The organism is Pseudomonas sp. G11-1 (assembly GCF_024031555.1).
GTDB lineage: Bacteria > Pseudomonadota > Gammaproteobacteria > Pseudomonadales > Pseudomonadaceae > Halopseudomonas > Halopseudomonas bauzanensis.
In genome coordinates this window covers 101,270-126,779 of the sequence record NZ_QEYQ01000002.1, presented here as the reverse complement: position 1 = coordinate 126,779, position 25,510 = coordinate 101,270, and the positions used below count along the sequence as shown (strand labels likewise).

The window sequence follows — 25,510 nt, the reverse complement described above, 5'->3', positions numbered from 1 at the left end:
CTGGCGCGATGCTGTTGCGCTGGTTCGCCCGCCATCACTGTGATGCCGCTAAGCAAGCTGAGCAGCTGATCAATGGCCATGATAGTAGAAGGAGGGGCGCCAGCATCGCGCAGGCGGCAATGTAGGGCAGCAGAATGGTACTGCCACTCTGCATTGCGCCTTTCTTTCAGCGTTTGGCAATGACCAGCTTCAGTGCCTTCTTGAATACTTCCAGCTCACCTTCGGTGAGTTCGCCAAACAGCTCTTCCTGGGCCTGGTGTACGGTGTTCCACAATTCTTCGAGCTTGGCGTGGCCGGCACTGGTAACCCAGCGTTGGCTGTTGTTGGCCGCGAGGTACCCCTTGGCCTGGAGGTTGGCCATGGCATCGGCCAGTTCCCGGGCGGGCATGGAGGTGGCCTGCTGCAGCTCTGCGGTCGCAGCGTTAGGAGCGCTGTCGAGCACCAGCAGCAGCCGTGATTCACTGTTGCGCATGCCCAGCTTCAGGTGTTGCTGGACGAAGCGGGGGTGGCTGGCGCTGACTGCCTGGATCATCAGATAGAAGAGGTTGTCACCCAGGCGCGTGTGCAGCAGATCCGCTGACTCGGTTCGTTCGCTCACCTCAGGCTCCGGCTTGCGACCCCGCGGGTGCGGCAGCACCATCGCATAGCTGCCTTGGTGATAAACCAGCGGCGGCTGGCTGGCATCCTCGAACTGTTCGACCTGGCCAATGACCAGCCAGTGATCGCCGGCATCGATATGTTGATAGTGGGAACACTGGAAGTTGCCAGCACAGCCCGGAAAGAGTGGCGCGCCACCCAGGCCGGTCAGATGGTCGATGTTGGCAAACTTGTCCTCCTGCGGGCGGGCGAAATGGTTGGACAGCTCAATCTGGTTCGAGGCCAGGATATTCACCGCAAAATGGCTGGCCTGCTGGAATACCTCCCAGGCGCTGGAGCGCTTGTCCAGGCTCCAGAGGATAAGCGGTGGATCAAGCGATACCGAATTGAAGCTGTTGGCCGTCACCCCGGCCTTGCGACCAGTGGCATCGCAGGCGGTGACAATGGTTACGCCACAGGCGAAATTGCCCAGCGCGCGGCGAAACTGTCGAGGATCGAGGACGGGTGGTACGTTTTCCATGGAAACTCCTGCGGCCCGCCTGGTGCGGCGCCTTGAATGGGGATTTCACCCCATCCTAACAAGCGCAGGGGCGACGTCATTGGCGATAAATTGAATGGGTTGTTCAATTGAACCGACTGACGCCGTTGGGTCGGCTTGTTAGGCTTGGCTTCCTGATAACGACAAGACCAATAGGAATGCTCCCATGTTCACGCCCTCGTTCCCTCTGCGCTATGGCGCACCCTTTGCTGTGATTCTTCTGGCCGGAATGGCCCAGGCTGACCAGCCCCCGGCTTGTGAGGCGGGAGCCGGTTATGAACCAGTGTGCGGCATCGCACCACCCGAGGATATGGAACTGTCCAGCGACGGCACGCAGCTATTCATGAGCGTGACCCCGGGGTTGGCAGGACAACATCAGCCGCGCCTGCGGGTAATGGATGTGGCCAGTGGGCAAGTAAGCGATATGGAAGTGAGCCATGCAGCGCAGGAAGGATGGGGCGAGACCGGTTGTGTGGCGCCAGAGCAGGGTATCGAGGCCCACGGCATTCACTTGTCGCAGCGCAGTGACGGGCGTCAACAACTGCTGGTAGTCAACCACGCTGGCCGCGAGGCCATCGAGTTCGTCGAACTGCTGCCCAGCGAGCAGGGGTGGCAGGCGATATGGCGCGGCTGTGTGGAAAACAGCGGGCAGGGCAAGTTCAACGATGTAGCAGCGACGCCGGATGGCGGTTTTGTGGCTACCGTCATGTTCGTTTCCGAGAGCATGGCACCGCCGTTGCCACTGGAGCAGCTGCTCGACGGGCGCGATACCGGCTATCTGATGCAGTGGTCGGCAGGTCAGTCGCTGCACAAGCTGCCGGGCTCCGACGCGCCTTTCCCCAACGGCGTACAAGTGACACCGGACGGCAGCAGCGCCTGGTTTGCGGCCTGGACGGCGAACCAGATCTGGCGCTATGACCTGCAGGCGGGCGCAGTCGATGCCAAGGTCGATAGCGGCTATATGGTCGACAACCTGAACTGGGCGCAGGATGGCCGGCTGCTTGGTGCCGGGGTGCCCGATTCCAGCGCTTTCACACGTTGCTTCCAGGAACACATCGAACATTGTCCGATGGGTGTGCGCGTGTCCGCGCTGGATACCGCTACCCAGGAGCATGAGCTGCTGTTCAGCGCCGAGCCGGGGGTGATGTCCGGGGCCACGGTCGCTACTCAGGTAGGCGAGGAGTTGTATGTGGGTACCTTTACTGGTGATCGCCTGCTGCGGGTGGCATTGCCGAGCGGAGGTCAAGATGCGCAGGAGTAACTGGCAAGCCGGAGGGATTGCAACCCTGCTGGCGGTCTGGCTGGGCACGGCGGTGGCGGCGGAGCAACCCAACATTCTGTTGATCATGGCCGACGACCTTGGCTTCTCCGACCTCGGTAGCTACGGCGGCGAGATCGAGACGCCAAATCTGGATGAACTGGCCCACGCAGGGCTGCGCATGTCCAACTTCTATACAGCGCCGACTTGCTCACCAACCCGTTCGATGGTCATGTCGGGCACCGACAATCACCTGGTCGGGCTGGGCACCATGGAGGAAGTTCTGCCGTTTATGCCCAAGTTGCAGGGCCGGCCGGGCTATGAAGGGCACCTTATCGACGGGACTCCTACCCTGCCGGCGCTGCTGGGGGAGGCAGGTTACAACACCTACCTGAGTGGCAAGTGGCATCTGGGTAAGGCGCCGGAGCAGGACCCGCTGCGTTTCGGTTTCGATCATGCTTTTGTGTTGCTGGACGGTGGTGCCAGTCATTTCCAACCGCTGCCAGGCAGCAAGGTACGGGTGGAGAACGTGAGCTATCGGGAGGATGGTCAGCCGGTGGAGGTGCCGGCGGATTTCTTCTCCTCTGATTTCTATACCGACAAGCTGATCAGCTATCTGGAGAAGGGACGGGCTACTGGCAAGCCGTTCTTTGCCTGGGCGGCCTACACTGCCCCGCACTGGCCGCTGCATGCGCCTGCGGAATATATCGACAAGTATCAGGGCCGCTATGACGCTGGATATGAGGCCATCCGCGGCCAGCGCCTGGCACGCTTGCAAGAGAGCGGGCTGTTCCCCTCTGCGTTTCCCGCAGCGGTGCCTGCGGACGTACCGAGTCCGCTATGGCAGCAGTTGAGCCTTGAGGAGCAGGCACGTCAGGCACGCAAGATGGAGGTCTATGCCGCCATGGTCGATCACCTGGATATGAATATCGGCCGGCTGATCGACTACCTCAAACGCAGTGGTCAGTACGACAATACCTTGATCATGTTCATCTCCGATAACGGCGCCGCCGGCGAGGACCATGCCCGGGGTTATTCGCCGGCGGACGCGATGACCGACGACTCGCTGGCCAACATTGGCCGCCGTGGCTCCAACATCAACTACGGCTTCCGTTGGGCCGAAGTCAGTGCCACGCCCTTCAGTCTGGTCAAGGGCACCACCGGGGAAGGCGGGATCAGCTCGCCGGCGATCATCAAGTTGCCGGCAACCCTGGACGGCGTCGATGGTGGCCAGATCGTGCATGAGATTGGTCGCGTGGACGACCTGTTGCCGACACTCCTGGCGCTGGCCGAGGGGAGCAGCCCAGAGGGCCGCTTGGATGAGCAAGATCGGCCCACTATCACTGGCATCTCACTGCTGCCCGCCTGGCAGGGCGAATCCCTGGTGCGCAGCAGGCCGCTGGCCGGCGAGATGTTTGGTCAGACCTATATCCGCCTGGGCGACTGGAAGTTGCGTTCGGCTGCTGCACCGGATGGTAGCCCTGCCAGCCTGAACGCACCACGGCACTGGCAGCTGTTCAACCTGGCGGAAGACCGCGGGGAAACCCGGGATCTGGCTACGCAGTTTCCGGACAAGGTGAAGGAGTTGATGGAGGCCTGGGGCGATTATGCCGGCTGGGCCAGGCTGCCGGAAGCGGATTAAAGGTCTCGGATTGTTTGGACTATTTAATTCTGGCCAGGCACTCAGACTGTTGTTGTGGGAGGCAAACCCCGGCGGCGTTCAATCAGCCGGGGTTTGCCTATGCCAGGCTATCCATTAATACCCGCACCTTGGTCAGGCTTTCCTGGTATTCCGCTTCGCCGTCCGAGTCGGCGACTATGCCGCCGCCGCCCCAGCAGTAAAGATGATCATCCTGGTGCACCAGGCTGCGGATGGCGATATTCAGGTCCATTTGCCCCTCGCAGCCGATATAGCCGATGCTGCCGCAATACAGGCTGCGGCGGACTGGCTCCAACTCCTCGATGATCTGCATGGCGCGGATTTTCGGTGCGCCGGTGATCGAGCCGCCGGGAAATGCATTGGTCAACAGGCTCAGGGCGTCGTGGCCTGGCGCAAGCTGGCCGGTGATGCTGCTGACCAGGTGGTGGACGTTGGGGTAGCTTTCGATGCTGAACAGTTCTGGCACCCGGACGCTGCCATAGGCGCAGACGCGGCCCAGATCGTTGCGCAGCAGATCGACGATCATCAGGTTCTCGGCCCGATCCTTGGGGCTGCTGCGCAGCTCTTCGGCCAGCGCCTGATCCTCTGTAGGCGTATCGCCGCGCGGCCGCGTGCCCTTGATCGGGCGGGTTTCCACTTGTCCGTCTTCGACCTTGAGAAAGCGCTCCGGCGACAGGCACAACAGGCTGTGGTCAGGTGACTCCAGGTAAGCGGCAAAGGGAGTAGGGCAGGCCTGGCGCAGTTGCCGGTAGGCGCTCAGCGGATCACCGTGGCAGGGCGCGGAAAAACGCTGTGCCAGATTGACCTGGTAGCAGTCGCCGGCGTGTATGTAACGCTGGATGCGCTCGAAGGCCTGCTGGTATTGCGGCGCGGACTGTTCGGCGGCGAAGCTGTGTTGCAAGGCAAAGGCACCGGGTTCGCTGATCGGGCCTGCCAGTCGCTCAAGCAGGGCTTTTCGATAATCTGCTTCGACCGAGGGGTGACATACCAGCCAGCGCTGGCGCAGCTGGTTGTCGCTGATCAGGCTCCAGCGATAGAGGCCCAGTTGCAGGTCGGGCAGTTTGATATCGGCCCGGGCCTGCACCGGCAGCTGCTCCAATGCGCGGCCAAAGTCATAACTGACATAACCCAACGCACCGGCGCCAAAGGGCAGTTGCAGCGACTCTGGCCAGTGGGCTGGCCCCAGCTCTTGCAGTGCCTGGCGTAAACGGGCGATGGTCTGTTCGCCTGGTTCATTGGCGTGCGGGGTGATCGTCGTCAGCGGATCTGCGGCGAGGATGCTATAGCGGCCCAATGGGTCACCGCTGGCCGCCGAATCCAGCAGTACGGGCTGGCCCATGCCGCGGATGGCAAGCAGCCCCGGCAGCGGATCGGCGTGCCAGGGCAGTTCGGTGATGTGGTAGGGGGTCATGCGTTGAGTTCGGGCTCGACCGGCGCCTCGTCTGCGCTGAGAAAGACTGGTTTGCCGAAATGCTTCTGGGAGAACGCCATGCGCTCTTCCGGGGTTTCGATGATGCCAGCCTTGGCCAGTTCGGCGATGTGTCTTTCCACCTTGTGGCAGCGGTGGGTCAGGCCGGCATCGTTGGCGATCTGGATGTTCAGGCCGGGGCGCGCGTTGAGCTCAAGAATCAGCGGTCCCTGCTTCTCGTCCAGTACCAGATCCACGCCGATATAACCCAGCCCGGACAGCTCGTAACAGGACGTGGCCAGGCGCATGAAACCATCCCAGTCGGGCAGTTGCACGCCATCCACCGGGTTGGCGGTATCCGGGTGCTTGCTGATCTTGTTGTTCAGCCAGGTGCCCTTGAGCGTGATGCCGGTGGTGAGATCGACACCGACGCCGATGGCGCCCTGGTGCAGGTTGGCCTTGCCGCCGGACTGGCGGGTAGGCAGGCGCAGCATGCCCATGACCGGGTAGCCCATCAGCACGATGATGCGGATGTCCGGTACGCCTTCGTAACTGATGCTTTTGAAGATCGGATCGGGCTTGACCCGGTATTCGATCAGTGCCCGGTCGCGGTGGCCACCCAGCGAATACAACCCGGAGATGATATTGGAAAGGTGGTGTTCGATCTCATCGTGGCTGACGATCTTGCCGGATACCGTCCGGTAACGTCCTTCGTAACGGTCGCCGATCACCATGATGCCGTCACCGCCGGCACCCTGAGCCGGCTTGATGACGAAGTCCTTGTGGTTCTCGACCAGCTTGCTGAACTTGCCGATGTCCTTCTCGGTATCAATGACGCCGTACATCTCGGGCACGTTGATCTTGGCGGCGATGGCGCGCTCCTTGGTCAGGATCTTGTCATCTACCACGGGGTACAGATGCCGTTTGTTGTACTTGAGCACGTAGTCGGCGTTACGCCGATTGATACCCATGACTCCAAAGTCACTAAGCGCTTTCCAGGTCTTCCAGAACATGGCGTCTCCTCAACCTTGCTTGGTCAGCGCCTTGAAGCGCATCAGTTCGGTGAGACGGTAGCCGCGGTAGCGACCCATGGCCAGCATGAAGCCCACCAGTACCAGCAGAATGGCCGGGAAGGTGAATACGAAGTAGGTCAGCTCCGGAATGGTCATCAGCATATGCGACAGCGTGGCCGCGACCAGGGTGCCCAGCGCCACCTTGAAGGAGTGGCCACCGCCACGCTCTTCCCAGTTGATCGACAGACGCTCGATGGTCATGGTCAGGATCACCATGGGGAACAGGGAGACCGAGAGGGCGCGTTCGATGCCGAGCTTGTGACTGAACAGACTGATGACCGCAATGATGATCACCACGAAGGTCAGCACGATGGACAAGCGCGGCAGCATCTGCAGCTTTAGATGTTCCAGATAGGAGCGTAGCGACAGACCGAGGGCGGTGATCAGGGTGAACAGCACAATACCCCAGCCAACCTGGGTCTCGCGGAAGGCGAGGGCGATCAGTACCGGGGTGAAGGTACCCAGGGTCTGAATGCCGATCAGGTTACGCAATACCAGGATAACCAGGACCCCGATCGGGATCATGATCATTACCTGATAGACCTGCTGCGCCTGCAGGGGCAGGCCATACAGGGAATATTCCAGCAGTGCCGAGGGGCTGTTCTCGGTGGTCATCTTGGCCAGCCGCAGGGCGTTCATCTCGCTGTTGTTGATGGTGAAGCTGACGTTGCCGTTGCGCGCACCTTCCAGGGCGAGCAGCGGTGTGGCGCCGGTCCACCAGACCAGGCGGTTTTCCGGAATGCCCTGTTGGCCGGTTTCCGGGTGGAAGTACAGCCAGCGCTCGCCGTTGTGGCTGCGCAACCAGAGCTCCGGCTCCTGATTGGGAGTGGCTTCCAGACGGATGGTGTGTACCAGCTCCAGCGGGATGCGAGCGTTGGACAGCAGCACGTCAATCACCCGGGCTTTGTCCAGCGCGCTCGTCTGGCCGCCCAGCAGCAGCCGGACATTGTCATCGGTGATGTCGTTGACCCGGCGAATGGCCTCGCTGATGAAGGTCTCGATATCCGCGGAATGCTGGCGAATCGGGTTGATCAGCGCATCGGCGGCGATCTGTTCGGGGCCGTCCAGCGGAATTGGCTGGCGCGGGGCCGGTGGTGGGGCTTCGGTGGGTTCGACGCCGTAGCGCTTGGTCAGGACCAGGCGGTAATACAGCGTTTGCGAGCCGCTGGCGCGGCGGGCTGACCAGGTGACCCGGCGGTTGCCGTTCAACTGATTTACGCTGACGCCATAGTTGTTGGAGATGAAGCTTTCATTGAGACCGATGAACTCCTGGTTCAATGGCGGAATGAACAGCTGTGCCTTGACCGGAACGCCGGTACTGGCGCGGAACTCGACCTTCGCATCCAAGCTCCAGATATCATCCGTTTCATCCTCCCTGACGGGGATATCGAGTACATATATCTGGTAGCCAGTAATCAACAGACCCAGACTGACCATCAGGGCAATCAGGATTTTCAGATGCGTATTGATCGATTGCATAGTGTTCTCAGCAGCAGTTTCGGACAGCTGCTCCATTCCCTGGATGTGGTGGAAAAGGCAGCGTTAGGCAGGCGGAATAGTAGCATGCCAAGCAGACCGGCACCCAGAGCGATAAGTTCCCCTCGATTGTTTTTCAAAAAATTCAGCCATTTAATGGATTGTTGACAATCCTTATCTTGGGAAGGCATGATCTGCCCATAAATTGCAGTGCGACTTACAAAACACAATAAGGTTGTCAACAATTGGCCGAGACTGATCACGCATTACCAGCCGCAACTTTGTCCGACGGCGCCTTCCAGCGTCTGCAGACGGCTATTGTCAAAGGCGAGATCCCGCCGGGTACGCGCATTAGTGAACAATTTCTGTCCACGACCTTCGGTATCAGCCGCGGTCCATTGCGCGAAGCCATCCGCCGCCTTGAAGGGCGCCGCCTGGTAGTACGCGTTCCCCATGCGGGGGTGCGCGTGGTGTCGCTGAGCTACGAAGAGTTGATCGAGCTGTACCATGTGCGCGAGGCGTTGGAAGGCATGGCCTGTCGACTGGCGGCACAGAACATGACCGCCGAAGAGATTGCCAACCTGCGCGATGTACTGGCCACCCACGAGCGGCACTCGGGCCTCAAGGCCAACGAATCCTATTACCAGCAGGAAGGCGATCTGGATATCCACTTCGTGATCATCCAGGGCAGCAAGAACCGCACGCTCAGTGACATGCTCTGTGGCGACCTGTATCACCTGGTGCGCATGTACCGCTATAAGTTCTCGTCCACGCCCAAGCGCCCGCAGCAGGCATTCGCCGAACATCACCGAATCATCGAAGCCATCGCCGATCGCGATGGTGAACTCGCGGAAATGCTGATGCGCCGTCATATCAGCGCATCCCGCCGCAACATCGAGCGTCGCATGCTGGAACAGCGCGACCTCACCACATCCTCAGGAGGGAGTACCCAATGAACAAGACCCCAGGCCAGCGTTTCCGTGATGCAATTGCCGAAGAACATCCGCTCCAGGTTATTGGTGCGATCAATGCCAACCATGCGCTGCTGGCCAAGCGCGCCGGCTTCAAGGCCATCTACCTGTCCGGTGGCGGCGTGGCGGCAGGCTCGCTGGGCCTGCCCGATCTGGGTATCAATACCCTGGAAGACGTGCTGATCGATGTGCGCCGGATTACCGATGTCTGTGATCTGCCACTGCTGGTGGATATCGACACCGGCTTCGGCCCCAGCGCCTTCAATATCGAGCGTACGGTCAAGAGTCTGATCAAGGCCGGCGCCGCTGCGGCGCACATCGAGGATCAGGTTGGTGCCAAGCGTTGTGGTCACCGCCCGGGTAAGGAAATTGTTTCCACCGGCGAAATGGTTGATCGGGTCAAGGCCGCTGCTGATGCCAAGACCGATCCGAATTTCTTCCTGATCGCCCGTACCGATGCCATCCAGGCCGAAGGTGTGGAAGCCGCTCTGGAGCGTTGCAAGCGCTACGTTGAGGCCGGTGCCGACGGGATTTTCGCCGAGGCTGCCTACGACCTGCCGACCTACGAGCGTTTCGTCAAGGAACTGGACGTGCCCGTGCTGGCCAACATTACCGAGTTTGGCGCTACGCCGTTGTTTACCCGCGAGGAACTGGCTTCGGTTGGCGTGGCCATCCAGCTGTATCCGCTCTCGGCGTTCCGCGCAGCGAACAAGGCGGCGGAAAATGTCTACAACGCCATCCGCACTGAAGGCCATCAGCAGAATGTAATCGACAGCATGCAGACTCGTAACGAGCTGTATGACCGCATCGGCTACCACGCCTTTGAAGATAAGCTCGACGCACTGTTTGCCGCCGGCAAGAAGTAAAACCGCTAAAGACAATAACAGCCCCGACCGGGTCCAAGTGAGGAGAACGCCATGAGCGCCAACGAATCGACCACCCCGACCTTCAAGCCGAAGAAGTCCGTCGCCCTGAGCGGTACCGCCGCCGGCAATACCGCGCTGTGCACCGTCGGCCGCAGCGGTAACGATCTGCATTACCGTGGCTATGACATTCTCGACATCGCCACTACCTGTGAATTCGAGGAAATCGCCCATCTGCTGGTGCATGGCAAGCTGCCCACGGTGGCTGAGCTGGCTGCGTACAAGACCAAGCTGAAAGCGTTGCGCGGCCTGCCTGCCGCGGTGATGACCGCCCTGGAGCAACTGCCGCCGTCGGCGCACCCGATGGACGTAATGCGTACCGGTGTGTCGGTGCTCGGCTGCCTGACCCCGGAAAAGGATGACCACAACCATCCGGGCGCCCGGGATATCGCCGACAAGCTGATGGCGTCGTTGGGTTCCATGCTGCTGTACTGGTATCACTACAGCCATAACGGCAAATGCATCGATGTGGAAACCGATGATGATTCCATCGGCGGTCACTTCCTGCACCTGCTGCACGGCGAGAAGCCCCGCGATTCCTGGGTGCGCGCCATGCACACCTCGCTGAACCTGTATGCCGAGCACGAATTCAACGCCTCGACCTTTACCAGCCGGGTCATCGCCGGTACCGGTTCGGACATGTTCTCGGCCATCGCCGGCGCCATCGGCGCGCTGCGCGGCCCGAAACACGGCGGTGCGAACGAAGTCGCCTTCGAGATCCAGAAGCGCTACGACAATCCGGACGAGGCAGAAGCCGATATCCGTGAGCGGGTAGGGCGCAAGGAAGTGGTCATCGGCTTCGGTCACCCGGTCTACACCGTTTCCGATCCGCGCAACGAAGTGATCAAGAAAGTTGCCGAGGAGCTGTCCCAGGAGCAGGGCAACAAGAAGATGTACGACATTGCCGAGCGTCTGGAAGGCGTCATGTGGGAAGCCAAGAAGATGTTCCCCAACCTCGACTGGTTCAGCGCCGTGAGCTACCACATGATGGGCGTGCCTACCGCGATGTTCACTCCGTTGTTCGTGATCGCTCGTACTGCCGGCTGGTCAGCGCATGTGATCGAGCAGCGCATCGACGGCAAGATCATCCGTCCGAGCGCCAACTATGTTGGCCCGGAAGATCTGCAGTTTGTGGCGTTGAAGGATCGTAAGTAATGAACACCCAATATCGTGAAAACCTGCCAGGAAGCGACCTGGACTATTACAACGCCCCAGCGGCCGTGGACGCTATCCAGGCCGGAGCATGGGCCAAGCTGCCCTACACCTCGCGGGTGTTGGCCGAGCAACTGGTACGTCGCTGCGAGCCGGACAAGCTCACCGCGGCGCTGGAGCAGCTGATTTACCGCAAGCGCGACCTGGACTTTCCCTGGTACCCGGCGCGGGTGGTCTGTCATGACATCCTCGGTCAGACCGCGCTGGTGGACCTGGCCGGCCTGCGTGATGCCATCGCCGAGGCCGGTGGTGACCCGGCCAAGGTCAACCCGGTGGTACCTACGCAGTTGATTGTCGACCACTCGCTGGCCGTTGAGCATGCAGGCTTTGACCCGGAGGCCTTCGACAAGAACCGCGCCATCGAGGATCGCCGCAACGAGGATCGCTTCCACTTTATCGAGTGGACCAAGACCGCGTTCAAGAACGTCGACGTGATCCCCGCCGGTAACGGCATCATGCACCAGATCAACCTCGAGAAGATGAGCCCGGTAATCCAGGCCCGTGATGGCGTCGCTTTCCCGGATACCTGCGTGGGCACCGATTCCCATACGCCGCACGTTGATGCGCTGGGCGTGATCGCCATTGGGGTGGGTGGTCTGGAAGCGGAAACCGTGATGCTCGGTCGGCCATCGATGATGCGCCTGCCCGACATCGTCGGCGTCAGGCTCACCGGCAAGCGTCAACCGGGTATCACCGCTACCGATATCGTGCTGGCGCTGACCGAGTTCCTGCGTCAGGAGCGGGTAGTAGGCGCCTATGTCGAGTTCTTCGGTGAAGGTGCCGACAGTCTGACCATCGGTGACCGTGCGACCATCTCCAATATGTGCCCGGAATACGGCGCCACTGCATCGATGTTCTATATCGACCAGCAGACCACCGACTATCTGAAGCTGACCGGCCGCGAGCCGGAGCAGGTCGCGCTGGTCGAGCAATACGCCAAGACCCTGGGTCTGTGGAGCGATGCGCTGACCACGGCCGAATACGAGCGGGTACTGGAATTCGACCTGTCCACTGTGGAGCGTAATCTGGCTGGCCCGTCCAACCCGCACCGCCGCTTGCCCACGTCGGCATTGGCCGAACGGGGTATTGCTGACGAGGCCAAGTGGGAATCTGGCAAGACAGAAGAAGCACAGGGGCTGATGCCCGATGGTGCGGTAATCATTGCCGCCATCACCAGTTGCACCAACACCTCCAATCCGCGCAACGTGGTTGCCGCCGGGCTGGTCGCCAAGAAGGCCAACGAGCTGGGTCTGGTGCGCAAGCCCTGGGTCAAGACTTCCTTTGCTCCGGGCTCCAAAGTCGCCAGGCTGTACCTGGAGGAATCCGGGTTGCTGCCGGAGCTGGAAAAGCTCGGCTTCGGTATCGTCGGTTATGCCTGCACCACCTGTAACGGCATGTCCGGCGCGCTGGATCCGAAAATCCAGCAGGAAATCATCGACCGCGACCTGTACGCCACGGCAGTACTGTCGGGTAACCGCAACTTCGATGGGCGTATTCACCCCTACGCCAAGCAGGCCTTCCTGGCCTCGCCGCCGCTGGTGGTAGCCTATGCCATTGCCGGTACCGTGCGCTTCGATATCGAGCAGGATGTGCTTGGCCGCGACCAGAATGGGCAGCCGGTTACCTTGAAGGACCTGTGGCCGAGCGATGAGGAAATCGACGCCATCGTTGCCTCCAGCGTCAAGCCCGAGCAATTCAAGCAAGTCTACATCCCGATGTTCGATCTGGGCGCTATCGAGGAAGCGGAAAGCCCGCTGTATGACTGGCGGCCGATGTCTACCTACATCCGCCGCCCGCCATACTGGGAAGGTGCGCTGGCCGGTGAGCGGACAATGACCGGTATGCGCCCGCTGGCGATCCTGCCGGACAACATCACTACCGACCACCTGTCGCCGTCCAACGCCATCATGATGGACAGCGCCGCGGGTGAATACCTGCACAAGATGGGCCTTCCGGAGGAAGACTTCAACTCCTACGCTACCCACCGCGGTGACCACCTGACTGCCCAGCGCGCGACTTTTGCCAACCCGAAGCTGTTCAACGAGATGGTAGTGAACGACGACGGCAGCGTGAAGCAGGGCTCGTTGGCACGGGTCGAGCCGGAAGGTCGGGTGATGCGCATGTGGGAAGCCATCGAGACCTACATGAACCGCAAGCAGCCGCTGATCATCGTCGCCGGCGCCGACTACGGCCAGGGCTCCAGTCGCGACTGGGCAGCCAAGGGTGTGCGTCTGGCGGGCGTGGAGGCGATTGCCGCCGAAGGCTTCGAGCGCATTCACCGTACCAACCTGATCGGCATGGGGGTACTGCCGCTGGAGTTCAAACCGGGCACCACGCGCAAAACGCTGGAGCTGGACGGCACCGAGACCTACGACGTGCTGGGCACGCCGGCGCCGCGTGCCGAGCTGACGCTGGTGATCAACCGCCAGAACGGCGAGCGGGTTGAAGTACCCATGACCTGCCGACTGGACAGCGATGAGGAAGTCACTGTGTACGAAGCGGGTGGGGTACTGCAGCGGTTTGCTCAGGACTTTCTGGAAGGAAAGGTGTAACGGCCAGGAGAGTCCCTCTCTCTTCCGGGAGAGGGGGATTCCAACAGGAGCAAGTAATGACCCAGGCAACACAGATCAAGATCCCCGCCACCTATATGCGTGGCGGTACCAGCAAGGGCGTGTTTTTCCGCCTGCAAGACTTGCCGGCCTCCTGTCAGGTGCCCGGCGAAGCGCGTAATCAATTGTTCATGCGGGTGATCGGCAGCCCTGATCCCTATGCTGCCCACATTGATGGCATGGGCGGGGCGACCTCCAGCACCAGCAAATGCGTGATCCTGTCAAAAAGCAGCCAGCCGGATCACGATGTCGACTACCTCTACGGCCAGGTCTCCATCGACAGCCCCTTCGTCGACTGGAGCGGTAACTGTGGCAATCTGTCTACGGCGGCAGGCGCCTTTGCCATCCATGCTGGGCTGGTCGATCCGGCGCGTATTCCGGACAACGGCACCTGCACGGTACGGGTCTGGCAAGCCAACATTGGCAAGACCATCATCGCCCACGTGCCGGTCACCAATGGCCAGGTACAGGAGTTGGGTGATTTCGAGTTGGATGGAGTGACCTTTCCCGCAGCGGAAATCGTGCTGGAATTCATCGACCCGTCGGAAGATGACGGCGAGGGCGGCTCCATGTTCCCCACCGGTAATCTTGTGGACGAGCTTGAGGTGCCGGGTATCGGCACGCTGCAGGCGACCATGATCACTGCGGGCATCCCAACGGTATTCGTCAACGCCGAAGACATTGGCTATCAGGGCACTGAGCTGCGCGAAGATATCAATGGCAATCCCGAGGCGCTGGCGCGTTTCGAGGCGATTCGGGTGGCCGGCGCTCTGCGCATGGGGCTGATCAACAATCCAGAGGAAGCGGCCAAGCGTCAACATACGCCAAAGATCGCCTTCGTCTCCAAACCGAAGGACTATCCGGCCTCCAGTGGCAAGCAGATCCAGGCCAGTGAAATCGATCTGCTGGTGCGGGCGTTGTCCATGGGTAAGCTGCACCACGCCATGATGGGCACCTGCGCGGTGGCGATCGGTACCGCTGCGGCCATTCCGGGCACGCTGGTCAATCTGGCGGCCGGCGGTGGCGAGCGTGAATCTGTACGCTTCGGGCATCCGTCAGGCATGCTGCGGGTGGGCGCGCAGGCCAGTCAGGTGAATGGCAGTTGGACGGTGAACAAGGCCATCATGAGCCGCAGTGCACGGATTCTCATGGAAGGTTGGGTGCGGGTGCCCGACGGCACCTGTTGAAAGCCGTGCAAGGCGGGCCGGATACGTTAAGCTGAGATGCATCGAACCCTTGAACCGGGTGTCACTATCATGGGAGTCAACGATGGATCTGAATTTAGCTGGAAAACGAGCCCTGGTCGGCGGGGCCAGCCAGGGATTGGGCGCCGCTTGTGCGCGACAACTGGCGTTGCAGGGAGCGGAGGTTATCGTTCTGGCTCGCAGTGAAGAAAAACTGTCCGAGGTGGTCGAGCAATTGCCGACCGCCGAAGGACAAAAACATGGCTACATCTGTGTTGACTCGGGTGATCTGCCAGCGCTGGCGGTAGCGGTGCAAGCGGAGGTGGATCGGGGTGGGCCTATCTGTATCTGGGTCAATAACACCGGTGGTCCGGCGCCGGGGCCGGCGCATCTGGCGGCAACAGAAAGCTACGCAGCGGCATTCAATCAACACCTGCTGAGCAGTCAGACCTTATTGCATTTGCTGTTGCCAGGCATGCGCGAGCTTAATTACGGCCGCATCATCAATGTGCTCTCGACCTCAGTAAAGACCCCGCTCCCTAATCTGGGAGTATCCAACAGCATACGCGCGGCCATGGCCAACTGGGCGAAGACCCTTGCTACGGAGCTGGCGGGGGAGGGAGTGACAGTCAACAACGTATTGCCTGGGCTGACGCGTACCGCGCGTCTGGAGGGCTTGCTGACCTTTCGCGCTGAAGCGGCCGGCAAAACCGAGCAGGAAGTGGAGCAGGCGTTGCTGCAGACCATTCCGGCCCGGCGTTTTGCCGAGCCGGAGGAATTCGCCAATGCGGTGGGTTTTCTCGCATCACCGGCGGCGGCCTTCATCAACGGCATCAACCTGCCGGTAGACGGTGGCGCGACCGCCAGCCTGTAGCAAGGCAAGCAGGGCAAGGCCCTGCTCAGCTGTGCAGCTTCTCGCAGGCGATGAGGGTGTTTTCCAGCAGGCAGGCGCGGGTCATGGGGCCAACGCCGCCGGGTACGGGAGTGATCCAGGCGGCGCGTTCGGCAGCCGCTTCGAAGTCCACATCGCCGCGTAGCCGGCCATCTTCCATGCGGTTGATACCCACGTCGATGACGATTGCGCCGGGCTTGATCCATTCGCCCTTGACCAGGCCGGGCTTGCCGACCGCCACGACCACCAGATCGGAGCGGCGTACATGCTCCTCCAGATCGCTGGTGAAGCGGTGGGCCACCGTGGTGGTGCAACCAGCCAACAGCAGCTCCAGGGCCATCGGGCGACCAACGATATTGGACGCACCCACCACGGTGGCGTTCAGACCGTAGGGGCTGACACCGGTGCTTTTCAGCAGGCGGATAATGCCGAGCGGGGTGCAGGGACGCAGCAGCGGCATGCGCTGGGCCAGGCGGCCGATGTTGTAGGGGTGGAAACCGTCCACGTCCTTGTCCGGGCGAATACGTTCGAGCAGCAGTGATGAGTCGAGGTGCGCCGGCAACGGCAGCTGAACCAGAATACCGTCGATGTCCGAATCCTCATTAAGGGTATCGATCAACTGCAACAGGTCTTCCTGAGCAGTATCGGCCGGCAGATCATGGGATTGGGAGATAAAGCCGACTTCTTCGCAGTCCTTGCGCTTGTGTGCCACATAAACCTGGGAGGCGGGATCGCTGCCGACCAGAATGACCGCGAGGCCGGGGATACGCAGACCTTGTTCGCGGCGCTGGTTGACCTTATCGGCGATTTCGCGCCGGAGATTGGCGGCAATCTGTTTGCCATCGATCAGTTGGGCTTTCATGATGTTCCTGGGAAGTGCATAGAATGCGGCAATTGTCGCATGCGGCGGGGCGTTGGCAAAAGAGCGGTAGGGTGTGGATTCTTAACTTACTCAAATATTTGAAAAAAATGTGAATTCATCGTTGACGGGGAGATAGGGGCTGAGTATTATTCGCCCCGCTTCACAAACACAACGAAGTCGGTTTGGAAGGCGATTCAGGCTCCAGCATTTCAAGCCTTCGGGATTGACAATGTGTATACGGCGCCCGTAGCTCAGTTGGATAGAGCACCCGCCTTCTAAGCGGGTGGTCGCAGGTTCGAATCCTGCCGGGCGCGCCAAGCGCATATGGTATGGTTCTGCGAAGTCGTGTTAGTGTTGCTGCTGTAATGGTGGGCGTAGCTCAGTCGGTAGAGCACAGGATTGTGGCTCCTGGTGTCGTGGGTTCGATCCCCATCGTCCACCCCATTTCAGCAAAAACGCCAGGCAATCAGCCTGGCGTTTTTGTATCTGTACCGGTATTGCGGATGTGGTGGAATTGGTAGACACACCAGATTTAGGTTCTGGCGCCGCAAGGTGTGGGAGTTCGAGTCTCCCCATCCGCACCATTTCAGTTTTTCCTCATTGCTGGTCGCCATTCTTGCGGCCCAGCTCGACGTATTCCTCGCGTAGTGCTTTAAGCTCCTTTGCGTTTCGATCTTCCAGCGACAACAAATGATCGTGCGCGCCGCGGGTGGCATGCAGCAATTCATCCAGCTTGATATGGATCTCGTCCGTGTCTCGGTTCTGAGTGTTCTGGATCAGAAAGACCATCAGGAAGGTAACAATTGTCGTGCTGGTATTGATGATCAGTTGCCAGGTGTCGTTAAAGCCTCACAGGGGACCGCTGGCCGCCCATACGGCTATGCCGGCAATGGCGAGCGTAAAGGCCGGGGCGCTGCCGGCTTTGTCGGCAAGCCATTGGGATGCGCATTCAAATATTCCTTTCTTGGTCATCTGTGCACCATGAGTGTTATGACGATAATTTATTGACCACTGCTCCGTCATATTTATCCGGGTATCTTGCTAGCTTCCGCCAGCAGCCTATCGGGCAAGTATGGCGCGCGGCTGAGTAGTGGTTGCACCTATACTGTCGGCGTAACCAAATAATCATGCGTTGCCGGTAGCGTTGCGAAGCTGCGCCAGCTATGCCCTGTGAAGAGAGTGATATGTGGGAGATGTCGGGCTATCTGGGCCTATTCTTTGCTGCCTTCGTCGCGGCGACCTTTTTACCGATGCAGTCGGAAGTGGTGCTCGTTGCATTGCAGTTGGCGGGTAATCATTCGCTGGGATTGCTATTGCTGGTCGCCACCGTTGGCAATGTATTGGGTTCGGTGGTGAATTGGCTGCTTGGGCGCTATATCGAGCGCTGGCAAGACAGGCGCTGGTTTCCGGTGTCGGCCGACAAGCTGCACAAGGCGCAATCCGCCTATCAGCGCTACGGATACTGGTCGCTGCTTCTCAGTTGGGCGCCATTGATCGGCGACCCTCTTACGTTGGCTGCCGGTGTCATGCGTGAGCCGTTCTGGCGTTTCCTGCTGTTGGTCACCCTGGCCAAGGGCGGGCGTTATCTTATACTGGTCGCAGGTACTGCCTGGTTCGGATAAGCCTTATTCCTTGCTGGAATAAGCATATTCCTTTCCGTGACAATCTGCCGCGGCCGGCGTAATATCCTTGTCTTTCCTAATGTTATTAACGGTTCGAGCCTGATGGGTGCGGTACCGTTTGGTTTTCTTGGGAGTAGGGAGCATGAAAAAGCGTAATCTCGCGGCCGGCCTGTTGGCCTGTATATGGGTGGCATCAGTGCAGGCGGACCCCGGTGCGGATGTATACACCAAGGGCGGCGCGAATCCGGCTGCGCTTGCCTGTCTCACTTGTCATGGGGCTGATGGGATGGGCATGGCGGCGGCGGGTTTTCCGCGGCTGGCGGGCCTGTCGGCCGAGTACATGAAGAAGCAGTTGCTGGATTTTCAGTCTGGCTCGCGGGCCCACCCGGTCATGTTGCCAATAGCCAGTGCACTGACGGAGGGAGAAATGCAGAGCGTTTCCCTCTATATAGGGCAGATGACGACCCCCGACTACCCGCGGATCAATCGCAGTGCGGAGGCCGCTTCGGTGGGCGAGCGGTTGGCGCTGCGAGGAGCCTGGGAGCGCAACATTCCGGAATGTGTGGCCTGTCATGGTCCGGGCGGTGTGGGCGTAGGTGCGGCATTTCCGCCCTTGGCTGGACAGTCTTCGGCCTATTTGAGCTCGCAGCTGATAGCCTGGAAAAAGGGCACCCGGACGAATGATCCCAATGACCTGATGGGTCATATAGCCAAAAGCCTGACCGATGATGAGGTCAAGGCGGTATCCGATTATTTTTCCGGCCTGGGTCAGTGAGGAAGCGAATATGAAAATCTATCTGGCCATTGCCGCGACCCTGATTGCACTGCCTGTTGCCGCTCAAGCTCCCGTTGCCATGGATGATCAGTCGCAACTGGCACCATCAGTCCAGCCGCCCGCCGGCGCGGATTATTTTCAGCCGCCGCTCGAAAGCGAGCTGCCGGATAATGCGTTTGGGGCGTTGGTGCGCGAAGGACGGGCGATCTTTGTGGACACCCGCAATCGCGCACCGGAGCATGTTGGCAACGGTATGAACTGCACCAACTGCCATCTCGACCAGGGGCGCAAGGCCAATTCAGCTCCGTTGTGGGGCGCTTATCCCATGTACCCGGCCTACCGTTCGAAGAACGACAAGGTCAATACCTATGTGGAGCGCATGCAGGGTTGCTTCCAGTTCAGCATGGACGGTACGGCTCCGGCCGCTGACAGTCATATCATGAATGCCCTGTCAGCCTATTCCTACTGGCTGTCTACCGGTGCGCCTACCGGTGAAGTGCAACCGGGGCGTGCTTACCCCAAGGTGCAGGAGCCTGAGGGTGGGTACGATCTCGCGCAGGGGCGGCAGGTATATGAGGAGCAGTGTGCCATCTGTCACGGTGATGAAGGCCAGGGGCAGAAGTCAGGAGAGGATTTTGTCTTTCCGCCCCTGTGGGGGAAGGAGTCCTTCAACTGGGGCGCCGGCATGCATCGAATCAATACCGCAGCCGACTTCATCAAGGAAAGCATGCCGCTGGGCAAGGGTGGATCGCTCACCGACGAACAGGCATGGAATGTCGCCGCGTTCATGAACAGCCATGAGCGGCCGCAAGATCCGCGCTTGATTGATGGTTCGGTTGAGGAAACCCGCAAGAAATACCACGCAAATGACGGCGTCAACCTCTATGGTGTCGAGGTCAACGGCGTGGTGCTGGGGCAGGGGGCTGACTGATCCTGATGCTCGCTGACCACTCGGCCAGTGAGCAATGGAGTCAGGCCTGAAGTTGGTTGAATAGCCGGGTTGCGAGCAATCCGGCTGGCTTGTAGTGATGAGCCGGCGACATCAACTGAATCAGGCGACGGGTTCTCGACGCACCATCCAGCGTTCGCAATTCCTTTTCCAGTATTTGTTGCTCGGCACTGAAATCGCCGGCCCTTGCTCTGTTATCCGGGCTCTGATTGCGGGCGGGCTGGACAAACTTTTTCGGCCGATTGGGCTGATCATTGATCAGCCATTCCCCAGCAATCCAATCATGCAGCAGCTGCAGCTCGTAGTGGCTGAATACGCCGAACATGGGTGCGCGATTGCCTTGCACCAGTTGCCAGAAACGGCTCTGCGCCGGGTCTTCGTCGCGCTGAATCCAGCCCCGCTTTTCCAGGGCAGCGAGGAAATCTCCGATCTGTCCTTGCTGACTCAGCCATTCATTGATGGTGCGGCCTTCTATCCGACAGAAGTCCGAGTGCATGTTGCGCGCGACCAGGGCCTTCTGTTCAAGCACTCGGTATAGCTCCTGTTCCAGGCAGAAGCTGTTGATGACCTCGGTCGACGACAGGGCCAGGTCATTCAGCAGGTAGCCGAGCCGAACCCGTCGGTAAAACATCTGCGCATCGCCAGTTACCGGCAGGTTGTCCAAAACGGCGCTCGCCGCCTTGTGTGCATGGCCGGTGTCGGCGTTGTCGATGGTGACGTGCAGCTGGAAGTAATAGGGGTCGATTCCCAGCTCGTTGAGCTCATAGGTGGTAATCAGCAGGTGCAGCGGCAGTTGCTCGTATCCCAGGTTATAGCCAATCAGTTCCGGCAAGAAGTCCTGCGCCAGATGCCCCAGTGCCAGTTGTTGGGCGCCCTGGACGAAATGGCTGGCTGGTAGCGATTCGATGTCTTCCAGCTCATGCTGTGCCAGCAGTTGCTTGTACAGCACAACATGGTTTTGTTCGGGCTCGCCTTCGCCGAGTTCCTCCAGGTAAGTGCGTACCAGGGCGTGCAGGCGCAGGTCCTGCCATTGGGGCAGAACACCGTACAGCCAGGAACCGTCCACCAGTTTGGTTGGTGCGACCCCACGAAGGAAGAACAGTGCCTGGGAGCGGTTGGCAAAATAGCGCCGGGGTTGGCCCTGTTTGCGGGTGTCCAGATACTGCCTGTAGGCCTGGGTGGTCCGGGCATTGCCATCAATGACCCATTGATGGAGATCCTCGGGCGAATCGGGCAGGTCGCATTTCAGTTTCGCTGCCTTTTTCAATTGTTCCTGCAGAAAGTTGCGCGCGACAGCCAGATACTGCTCCGGGGTCTGCTGCAGTCCCCGATAGAGTTCGATGGGGCTCGATAGGGATAAATGCGTTGCGACTGCTTGTGATGGGGTGGGGGTGCTCAACGTTGGCATGCCTTTATCCTGTTCAGGGCCAGACGGGCGAGATGACATGCCGTGAATCGAGCCGGCATATATCTCCGCCTGCGGCTGCGTCGAATAGTTATAGATATCGAGCGGTTGCGGCTGAAAAAATTCAATGAAAGGCTGAGGTTTCGGGTGAGTGGTAACGAAACCGGGAACCAGATGATAATTTTGTGACCCGACAGGTGGTCGATTGCCCGGTGGCGGCGTATGCTGCCCGGTCAGGCCGCGCGCCACCCAGCCGTTTGCGGAGGAAGGGAAAGAAGAGCGCGCCGGCAAGGATGACTTCTGTTGCACAAGCGACTAGAATGTCCGCCTTTTATTCATTCATCATTGTCTGTTCAACGAGGACTCTACATGCAAGTTTCGGTTGAAACCATCTCCGGCCTTGAGCGCCGCATGACTGTTGGCATCCCTGCCGAGCGCATCGAAAACGAAGTCAACAAGCGCCTGCAGCAGACCGCTGGCCGTGCACGTGTTGATGGTTTCCGTCCGGGCAAGGTGCCGATGAGCGTGATTCGCAAGCGCTTTGGTGCATCTGCACGTCAGGAAGTCATCGGTGAAGTGATTCAGTCTTCCTTTTATGAAGCCATCGTTCAGGAAAAACTGAACCCCGCCGGCGCGCCGAGCGTTGAGCCCAAGTCGCTGGACGAAGGCAAGGACTTCGAATACATCGCCACCTTCGAGGTATACCCCGAAGTGACTCTGGGCGATTTCGCCGACATCGAAGTCGAGCGCATCGATTCCGAAGTGACCGACGCCGATCTGGAAAACATGCTGGAAATCCTGCGCAAGCAGCACACCGGCTACGCCGCTGTGGAACGCGCTGCCGAAGACGGCGACCAACTGACCATCGATTTCACTGGTCGCATCGATGGTGAAGCCTTCCAGGGCGGTACCGCCAGCAACACCAAGCTGGTACTGGGCTCCGGCCGCATGATCCCGGGCTTCGAAGACGGCCTGGTCGGCGCCAAGGCTGGCGAGACTCGCACTATCAGCGTCACCTTCCCTGAGGACTACCAGAACCTGGATCTGGCCAACAAGGCTGCCGAGTTCGAAATCGTCGTCCACGAAGTGGCTGCTGCCGAGCTGCCCGAGCTGAATGACGAGTTCTTCGCCCGTTTCGGCGTTGAAGAAGGCGGTATCGAAGGCTTCCGCACCGAAGTGCGCAAGAACATGGAGCGCGAGCTGCGCCAGGCGATCAAGACCAAGACCAAGAATCAGGTCATGGACGGTCTGCTGAAGACCAACGAAATCGACGTGCCCAAGGCGCTGATCAGCAGCGAGATCGATCGTCTGCGCGAGCAGGCTGTTCAGCAGTTCGGTGGTGCCAATATCGACCCGAGCCAGCTGCCGGCAGAACTGTTCGAAGAACAGGCCAAGCGCCGTGTATCCCTCGGTCTGATCGTTGCTGAAATCGTCAAGCAGAACGACATCAAGCCGGACAGCGATCGCGTGCGTGCCATGGTTGAAGACCTGGCCTCCGCCTATCAGGAGCCGGAGCAGGTGGTGAGCTGGTACATGCAGAACGAGCAGCAGCTTGCCGAAATCCAGTCTGTTGTGCTGGAAGAGCAAGTCGTGGATACTGTGTTGCAGAAGGCCAAGGTGACCGACAAGCAGGTTGCCTACGAAGATGCCGTCAAGCCGGCTCAGCCTGATCAGGTTGAAGACGACGAAGCGGAAAGCAGCTCTGACGAATAATTTTCGTCATTGATCTTGCGCAGCACACTGAGCCAGCCTTCGGGCTGGCTCAATGCTTATGGAAACCCCGAAAACGGCTGCGGCATGGGCTCGGGGTTTTACGCGACAGGCTAAATCGGAGTGACACCAGAGCATGATTCATAACAGCTATACCGGTTTACCGCCGGAAATTCAGGCCGCTGGCGGTCTGGTGCCCATGGTTGTCGAGCAGTCGGCACGGGGTGAACGTTCCTACGACATCTATTCGCGTCTGCTCAAGGAGCGGGTGATCTTCCTGGTCGGTCAGGTCGAAGACTACATGGCCAACCTGGTGGTGGCTCAGCTGCTGTTTCTCGAGTCGGAAAACCCCGACAAGGACATTCACCTGTACATCAACTCGCCGGGCGGATCGGTGACGGCGGGCATGGCGATCTATGACACCATGCAGTTCATCAAGCCGAACGTCAGCACGCTGTGCATCGGTCAGGCCTGCAGCATGGGTGCCTTCCTGCTGGCCGGCGGTGCCGAAGGCAAGCGGTTTGCGCTGCCCCATTCGCGGGTAATGATCCACCAGCCGCTCGGTGGCTTCCAGGGGCAGGCATCGGATATCGAAATCCATGCCCGTGAGATCCTCTATATCCGCGAACGCCTGAACAAGGTGCTGGCCCATCATACCGGCCAGCCGCTGGATGTGATTGCCCGCGACACCGATCGTGACCGCTTCATGAGCGCCGCCGAGGCGGTGGAATATGGTCTGATCGACCAGATGCTGGAAAGCCGTCCGGTTGCCGAGTAACGGCTGACGCACCGTTTAACGGCCCGGGCAATACGTCCGGGCCTTTCCATGTTCAGCCTGCCTGACCGGCGTGCCGGTGCGGGTGATCGGATTGCACTTGCAAAGAGGCGTGGCAGCCCCCATCTTTGTTACAAGAGTGATCTGCAAGCAGGGGTTTTAGATGACAGATATGACTGGGAAGGGTGATGACAACGGCAAGCTGCTGTATTGCTCCTTCTGTGGCAAAAGCCAGCATGAAGTGCGCAAGCTGATTGCCGGCCCCTCCGTATTTATTTGTGACGAGTGTGTCGATCTGTGTAACGACATCATTCGGGAAGAAGTGCAGGAAAGCCAGAGCGACAGCGGCGAACAGAAGCTGCCATCGCCCATGGAAATCTGCGGCATCCTCGATCAGTACGTGATCGGCCAGCAACAGGCCAAGAAAGTACTGTCGGTTGCGGTATACAACCATTACAAGCGACTGCATCAGCGTGACGGCAAGGATGAAGTCGAACTGGGCAAGAGCAACATCCTGGTCATCGGCCCCACCGGTTCCGGCAAGACCCTGCTGGCTGAAACCCTGGCGCGCCTGCTGAATGTGCCCTTCACCATTGCCGACGCAACGACGCTGACCGAAGCCGGTTATGTTGGTGAGGATGTCGAGAACATCATTCAGAAGCTGTTGCAGAAGTGCGATTACGATGTGGAAAAAGCCCAGATGGGTATCGTCTACATCGACGAGATCGACAAGATCTCCCGCAAATCGGACAACCCGTCGATCACTCGGGATGTATCGGGTGAGGGTGTGCAGCAGGCATTGCTCAAGCTGATCGAGGGCACCGTCGCGTCGGTGCCGCCGCAGGGTGGCCGCAAGCATCCGCAGCAGGAATTCCTGCAGGTTGATACGCGCAATATCCTGTTCATCTGCGGCGGTGCCTTTGCCGGTCTGGAGAAGGTTATCCGGGACCGCTCGGAGAAGAGCGGCATCGGCTTCAATGCCAGCGTACGCAGCAAGGATGGCGGCAAGAAGGTGGGTGACACCCTGCTGGAAGTCGAGCCGGAGGATCTGGTGCGTTTCGGCCTGATTCCCGAGTTTGTCGGCCGTCTGCCGGTGATCGCAACCCTGACCGAGCTGGATGAGGACGCGCTGATCCAGATCCTCACGGAACCGAAGAACTCGCTGACCAAACAGTACGGTCGGCTGTTCGAAATGGAAGACGTGGAGCTCGAGTTCCGTACCGACGCGCTCAAGGCGATCGCGCAACGGGCCTTGACGCGCAAGACCGGCGCCCGTGGCCTGCGCTCGATCCTGGAAAGCGTGCTGCTGGATACCATGTACGAGATCCCGTCGGCCGAGCACGTGAGCAAGGTGGTCATCGACGAAAATGTCATCAACGGCAATGCCAAACCGCTGTTGATGTACGAGTCTGCTGAGCAGCCGCCCAAGGCCATGCCCGAAGACTGAGTGATTCCCGCGCCGCCGTTCTGGCGGCGCGGCTCCCTTCCGTAGTCCATTGATACGCATCCACCCGATTTTGGGCGTGATTGCATCTTGTAATCTGCTCCATGCGCCCTCATCTTGAACCCATGGACATTTTCAAATCCGGGTGCAGGCCTGTGGCTTCACCC

The 25,510-nt window shown here is 59.8% G+C and carries 21 protein-coding genes and 3 tRNA genes; 17 read left to right on the top strand and 7 right to left on the bottom strand.

Going from position 1 to position 25,510, the window contains the following annotated elements; translation table 11 throughout:
* Window positions 1-166: 166 nt before the first annotated feature.
* The gene (locus DHB74_RS06755; protein ID WP_499161065.1) at window positions 167-1,117 is read right to left on the bottom strand and encodes a p-hydroxyphenylacetate 3-hydroxylase reductase component; all 951 of its coding nucleotides are present in this window, start codon (window positions 1,115-1,117) and stop codon (window positions 167-169) included.
* Window positions 1,118-1,301: 184 nt separating this feature from the next.
* Between DHB74_RS06755 and DHB74_RS06750 the strand changes: the two genes are divergently transcribed.
* Both DHB74_RS06750 and DHB74_RS06745 read left to right on the top strand, forming a co-directional pair.
* The gene (locus tag DHB74_RS06750) at window positions 1,302-2,396 is read left to right on the top strand and encodes an SMP-30/gluconolactonase/LRE family protein (protein WP_499161064.1); all 1,095 of its coding nucleotides are present in this window, start codon (window positions 1,302-1,304) and stop codon (window positions 2,394-2,396) included.
* Complete coding sequence (locus DHB74_RS06745) at window positions 2,383-4,035, top strand: arylsulfatase (RefSeq protein WP_499161063.1); 1,653 nt, start codon at window positions 2,383-2,385, stop codon at window positions 4,033-4,035. The genes DHB74_RS06750 and DHB74_RS06745 overlap by 14 nt, the downstream gene beginning before the upstream one ends.
* 97 nt (window positions 4,036-4,132) lie before the next feature.
* Here the strand turns inward: DHB74_RS06745 and pabB are convergent, their stop codons facing one another.
* From pabB to rloB, 3 genes are read right to left on the bottom strand one after another with little or no spacing between them, the layout of a single operon-like run.
* Window positions 4,133-5,464 (bottom strand): aminodeoxychorismate synthase component I, encoded by a 1,332-nt coding sequence (gene pabB, locus DHB74_RS06740; RefSeq protein WP_499161062.1) that lies wholly within the window; start codon window positions 5,462-5,464, stop codon window positions 4,133-4,135.
* Window positions 5,461-6,474: an alpha-L-glutamate ligase-like protein gene (locus tag DHB74_RS06735; protein ID WP_280165570.1), complete on the bottom strand. Its 1,014-nt coding sequence runs from the start codon at window positions 6,472-6,474 to the stop codon at window positions 5,461-5,463. The genes pabB and DHB74_RS06735 overlap by 4 nt, the downstream gene beginning before the upstream one ends.
* 9 nt (window positions 6,475-6,483) lie before the next feature.
* Window positions 6,484-8,013, bottom strand: coding sequence for an osmotic stress tolerance membrane protein RloB (rloB, locus tag DHB74_RS06730; protein ID WP_036992360.1), 1,530 nt, complete (start codon window positions 8,011-8,013; stop codon window positions 6,484-6,486).
* A gap of 242 nt (window positions 8,014-8,255) precedes the next feature.
* Here rloB and DHB74_RS06725 point away from each other — a divergent pair, with 242 nt between their 5' ends.
* From DHB74_RS06725 to DHB74_RS06700, 6 genes are all read left to right on the top strand, one after another.
* Window positions 8,256-8,966: a GntR family transcriptional regulator gene (locus tag DHB74_RS06725; protein WP_036992358.1), complete on the top strand. Its 711-nt coding sequence runs from the start codon at window positions 8,256-8,258 to the stop codon at window positions 8,964-8,966.
* Entirely contained in the window at window positions 8,963-9,847 is an 885-nt protein-coding gene (gene prpB, locus DHB74_RS06720; protein WP_280165571.1) for a methylisocitrate lyase, read from the top strand. Before DHB74_RS06725 ends, prpB begins: the two co-directional genes overlap by 4 nt.
* A gap of 51 nt (window positions 9,848-9,898) precedes the next feature.
* A complete protein-coding gene (prpC, locus tag DHB74_RS06715; protein ID WP_499161061.1) occupies window positions 9,899-11,059 on the top strand; it encodes a bifunctional 2-methylcitrate synthase/citrate synthase in 1,161 nt (386 codons plus the stop codon).
* Window positions 11,059-13,668, top strand: a complete 2,610-nt coding sequence (acnD, locus tag DHB74_RS06710) for a Fe/S-dependent 2-methylisocitrate dehydratase AcnD (protein WP_499161060.1) — start codon at window positions 11,059-11,061, stop codon at window positions 13,666-13,668. The genes prpC and acnD overlap by 1 nt, the downstream gene beginning before the upstream one ends.
* Before the next feature lie 56 nt (window positions 13,669-13,724).
* Window positions 13,725-14,912 carry a 2-methylaconitate cis-trans isomerase PrpF gene (gene prpF / locus DHB74_RS06705; protein WP_499161059.1) on the top strand — a complete coding sequence of 396 codons (1,188 nt, stop codon included), beginning with the start codon at window positions 13,725-13,727 and terminating at the stop codon, window positions 14,910-14,912.
* An 82-nt stretch (window positions 14,913-14,994) separates the two neighbouring features.
* The gene (locus DHB74_RS06700; protein WP_036992348.1) at window positions 14,995-15,783 is read left to right on the top strand and encodes an SDR family oxidoreductase; all 789 of its coding nucleotides are present in this window, start codon (window positions 14,995-14,997) and stop codon (window positions 15,781-15,783) included.
* A 25-nt stretch (window positions 15,784-15,808) separates the two neighbouring features.
* On the opposite strand, the gene folD is transcribed toward DHB74_RS06700, so the two are convergent.
* Window positions 15,809-16,663, bottom strand: coding sequence for a bifunctional methylenetetrahydrofolate dehydrogenase/methenyltetrahydrofolate cyclohydrolase FolD (gene folD, locus DHB74_RS06695; protein WP_036992345.1), 855 nt, complete (start codon window positions 16,661-16,663; stop codon window positions 15,809-15,811).
* Window positions 16,664-16,903: 240 nt separating this feature from the next.
* Here folD and DHB74_RS06690 point away from each other — a divergent pair.
* From DHB74_RS06690 to DHB74_RS06680, 3 genes are all read left to right on the top strand, one after another.
* Window positions 16,904-16,980: transfer RNA gene (locus tag DHB74_RS06690), tRNA-Arg, on the top strand.
* Window positions 16,981-17,031: 51 nt separating this feature from the next.
* A tRNA-His gene (locus tag DHB74_RS06685) sits at window positions 17,032-17,107 on the top strand.
* Window positions 17,108-17,162: 55 nt separating this feature from the next.
* Window positions 17,163-17,247: transfer RNA gene (locus DHB74_RS06680), tRNA-Leu, on the top strand.
* A 13-nt stretch (window positions 17,248-17,260) separates the two neighbouring features.
* Here DHB74_RS06680 and DHB74_RS06675 read toward each other — a convergent pair.
* Window positions 17,261-17,452, bottom strand: coding sequence for a low affinity iron permease family protein (locus DHB74_RS06675; RefSeq protein ID WP_499161058.1), 192 nt, complete (start codon window positions 17,450-17,452; stop codon window positions 17,261-17,263).
* Between the two features lie 395 nt (window positions 17,453-17,847).
* On the opposite strand from DHB74_RS06675, the gene DHB74_RS06670 reads away from it, so the two are divergent.
* The 3 genes from DHB74_RS06670 to DHB74_RS06660 all read left to right on the top strand — a co-directional run bounded on the left by DHB74_RS06670 (window position 17,848) and on the right by DHB74_RS06660 (window position 19,991).
* The gene (locus tag DHB74_RS06670) at window positions 17,848-18,285 is read left to right on the top strand and encodes a YqaA family protein (RefSeq protein WP_036992343.1); all 438 of its coding nucleotides are present in this window, start codon (window positions 17,848-17,850) and stop codon (window positions 18,283-18,285) included.
* A 142-nt stretch (window positions 18,286-18,427) separates the two neighbouring features.
* Window positions 18,428-19,060 carry a c-type cytochrome gene (locus DHB74_RS06665; protein ID WP_499161057.1) on the top strand — a complete coding sequence of 211 codons (633 nt, stop codon included), beginning with the start codon at window positions 18,428-18,430 and terminating at the stop codon, window positions 19,058-19,060.
* A 10-nt stretch (window positions 19,061-19,070) separates the two neighbouring features.
* A complete protein-coding gene (locus DHB74_RS06660; RefSeq protein ID WP_499161056.1) occupies window positions 19,071-19,991 on the top strand; it encodes a c-type cytochrome in 921 nt (306 codons plus the stop codon).
* A gap of 40 nt (window positions 19,992-20,031) precedes the next feature.
* Here the strand turns inward: DHB74_RS06660 and DHB74_RS06655 are convergent, their stop codons facing one another.
* On the bottom strand, window positions 20,032-21,417 hold the full coding sequence (locus DHB74_RS06655; protein WP_499161055.1) for an iron-containing redox enzyme family protein: 1,386 nt from the start codon (window positions 21,415-21,417) through the stop codon (window positions 20,032-20,034).
* 366 nt (window positions 21,418-21,783) lie between these two features.
* On the opposite strand from DHB74_RS06655, the gene tig reads away from it, so the two are divergent.
* The 3 genes from tig (at window position 21,784) to clpX (ending at window position 25,346) form a co-directional block, all read left to right on the top strand.
* Entirely contained in the window at window positions 21,784-23,127 is a 1,344-nt protein-coding gene (tig, locus tag DHB74_RS06650) for a trigger factor (protein WP_499161054.1), read from the top strand.
* Between the two features lie 133 nt (window positions 23,128-23,260).
* A complete protein-coding gene (gene clpP / locus DHB74_RS06645; protein ID WP_036992338.1) occupies window positions 23,261-23,902 on the top strand; it encodes an ATP-dependent Clp endopeptidase proteolytic subunit ClpP in 642 nt (213 codons plus the stop codon).
* 160 nt (window positions 23,903-24,062) lie between these two features.
* The gene (gene clpX / locus DHB74_RS06640; RefSeq protein ID WP_036992337.1) at window positions 24,063-25,346 is read left to right on the top strand and encodes an ATP-dependent Clp protease ATP-binding subunit ClpX; all 1,284 of its coding nucleotides are present in this window, start codon (window positions 24,063-24,065) and stop codon (window positions 25,344-25,346) included.
* Window positions 25,347-25,510 lie beyond the last annotated feature (164 nt).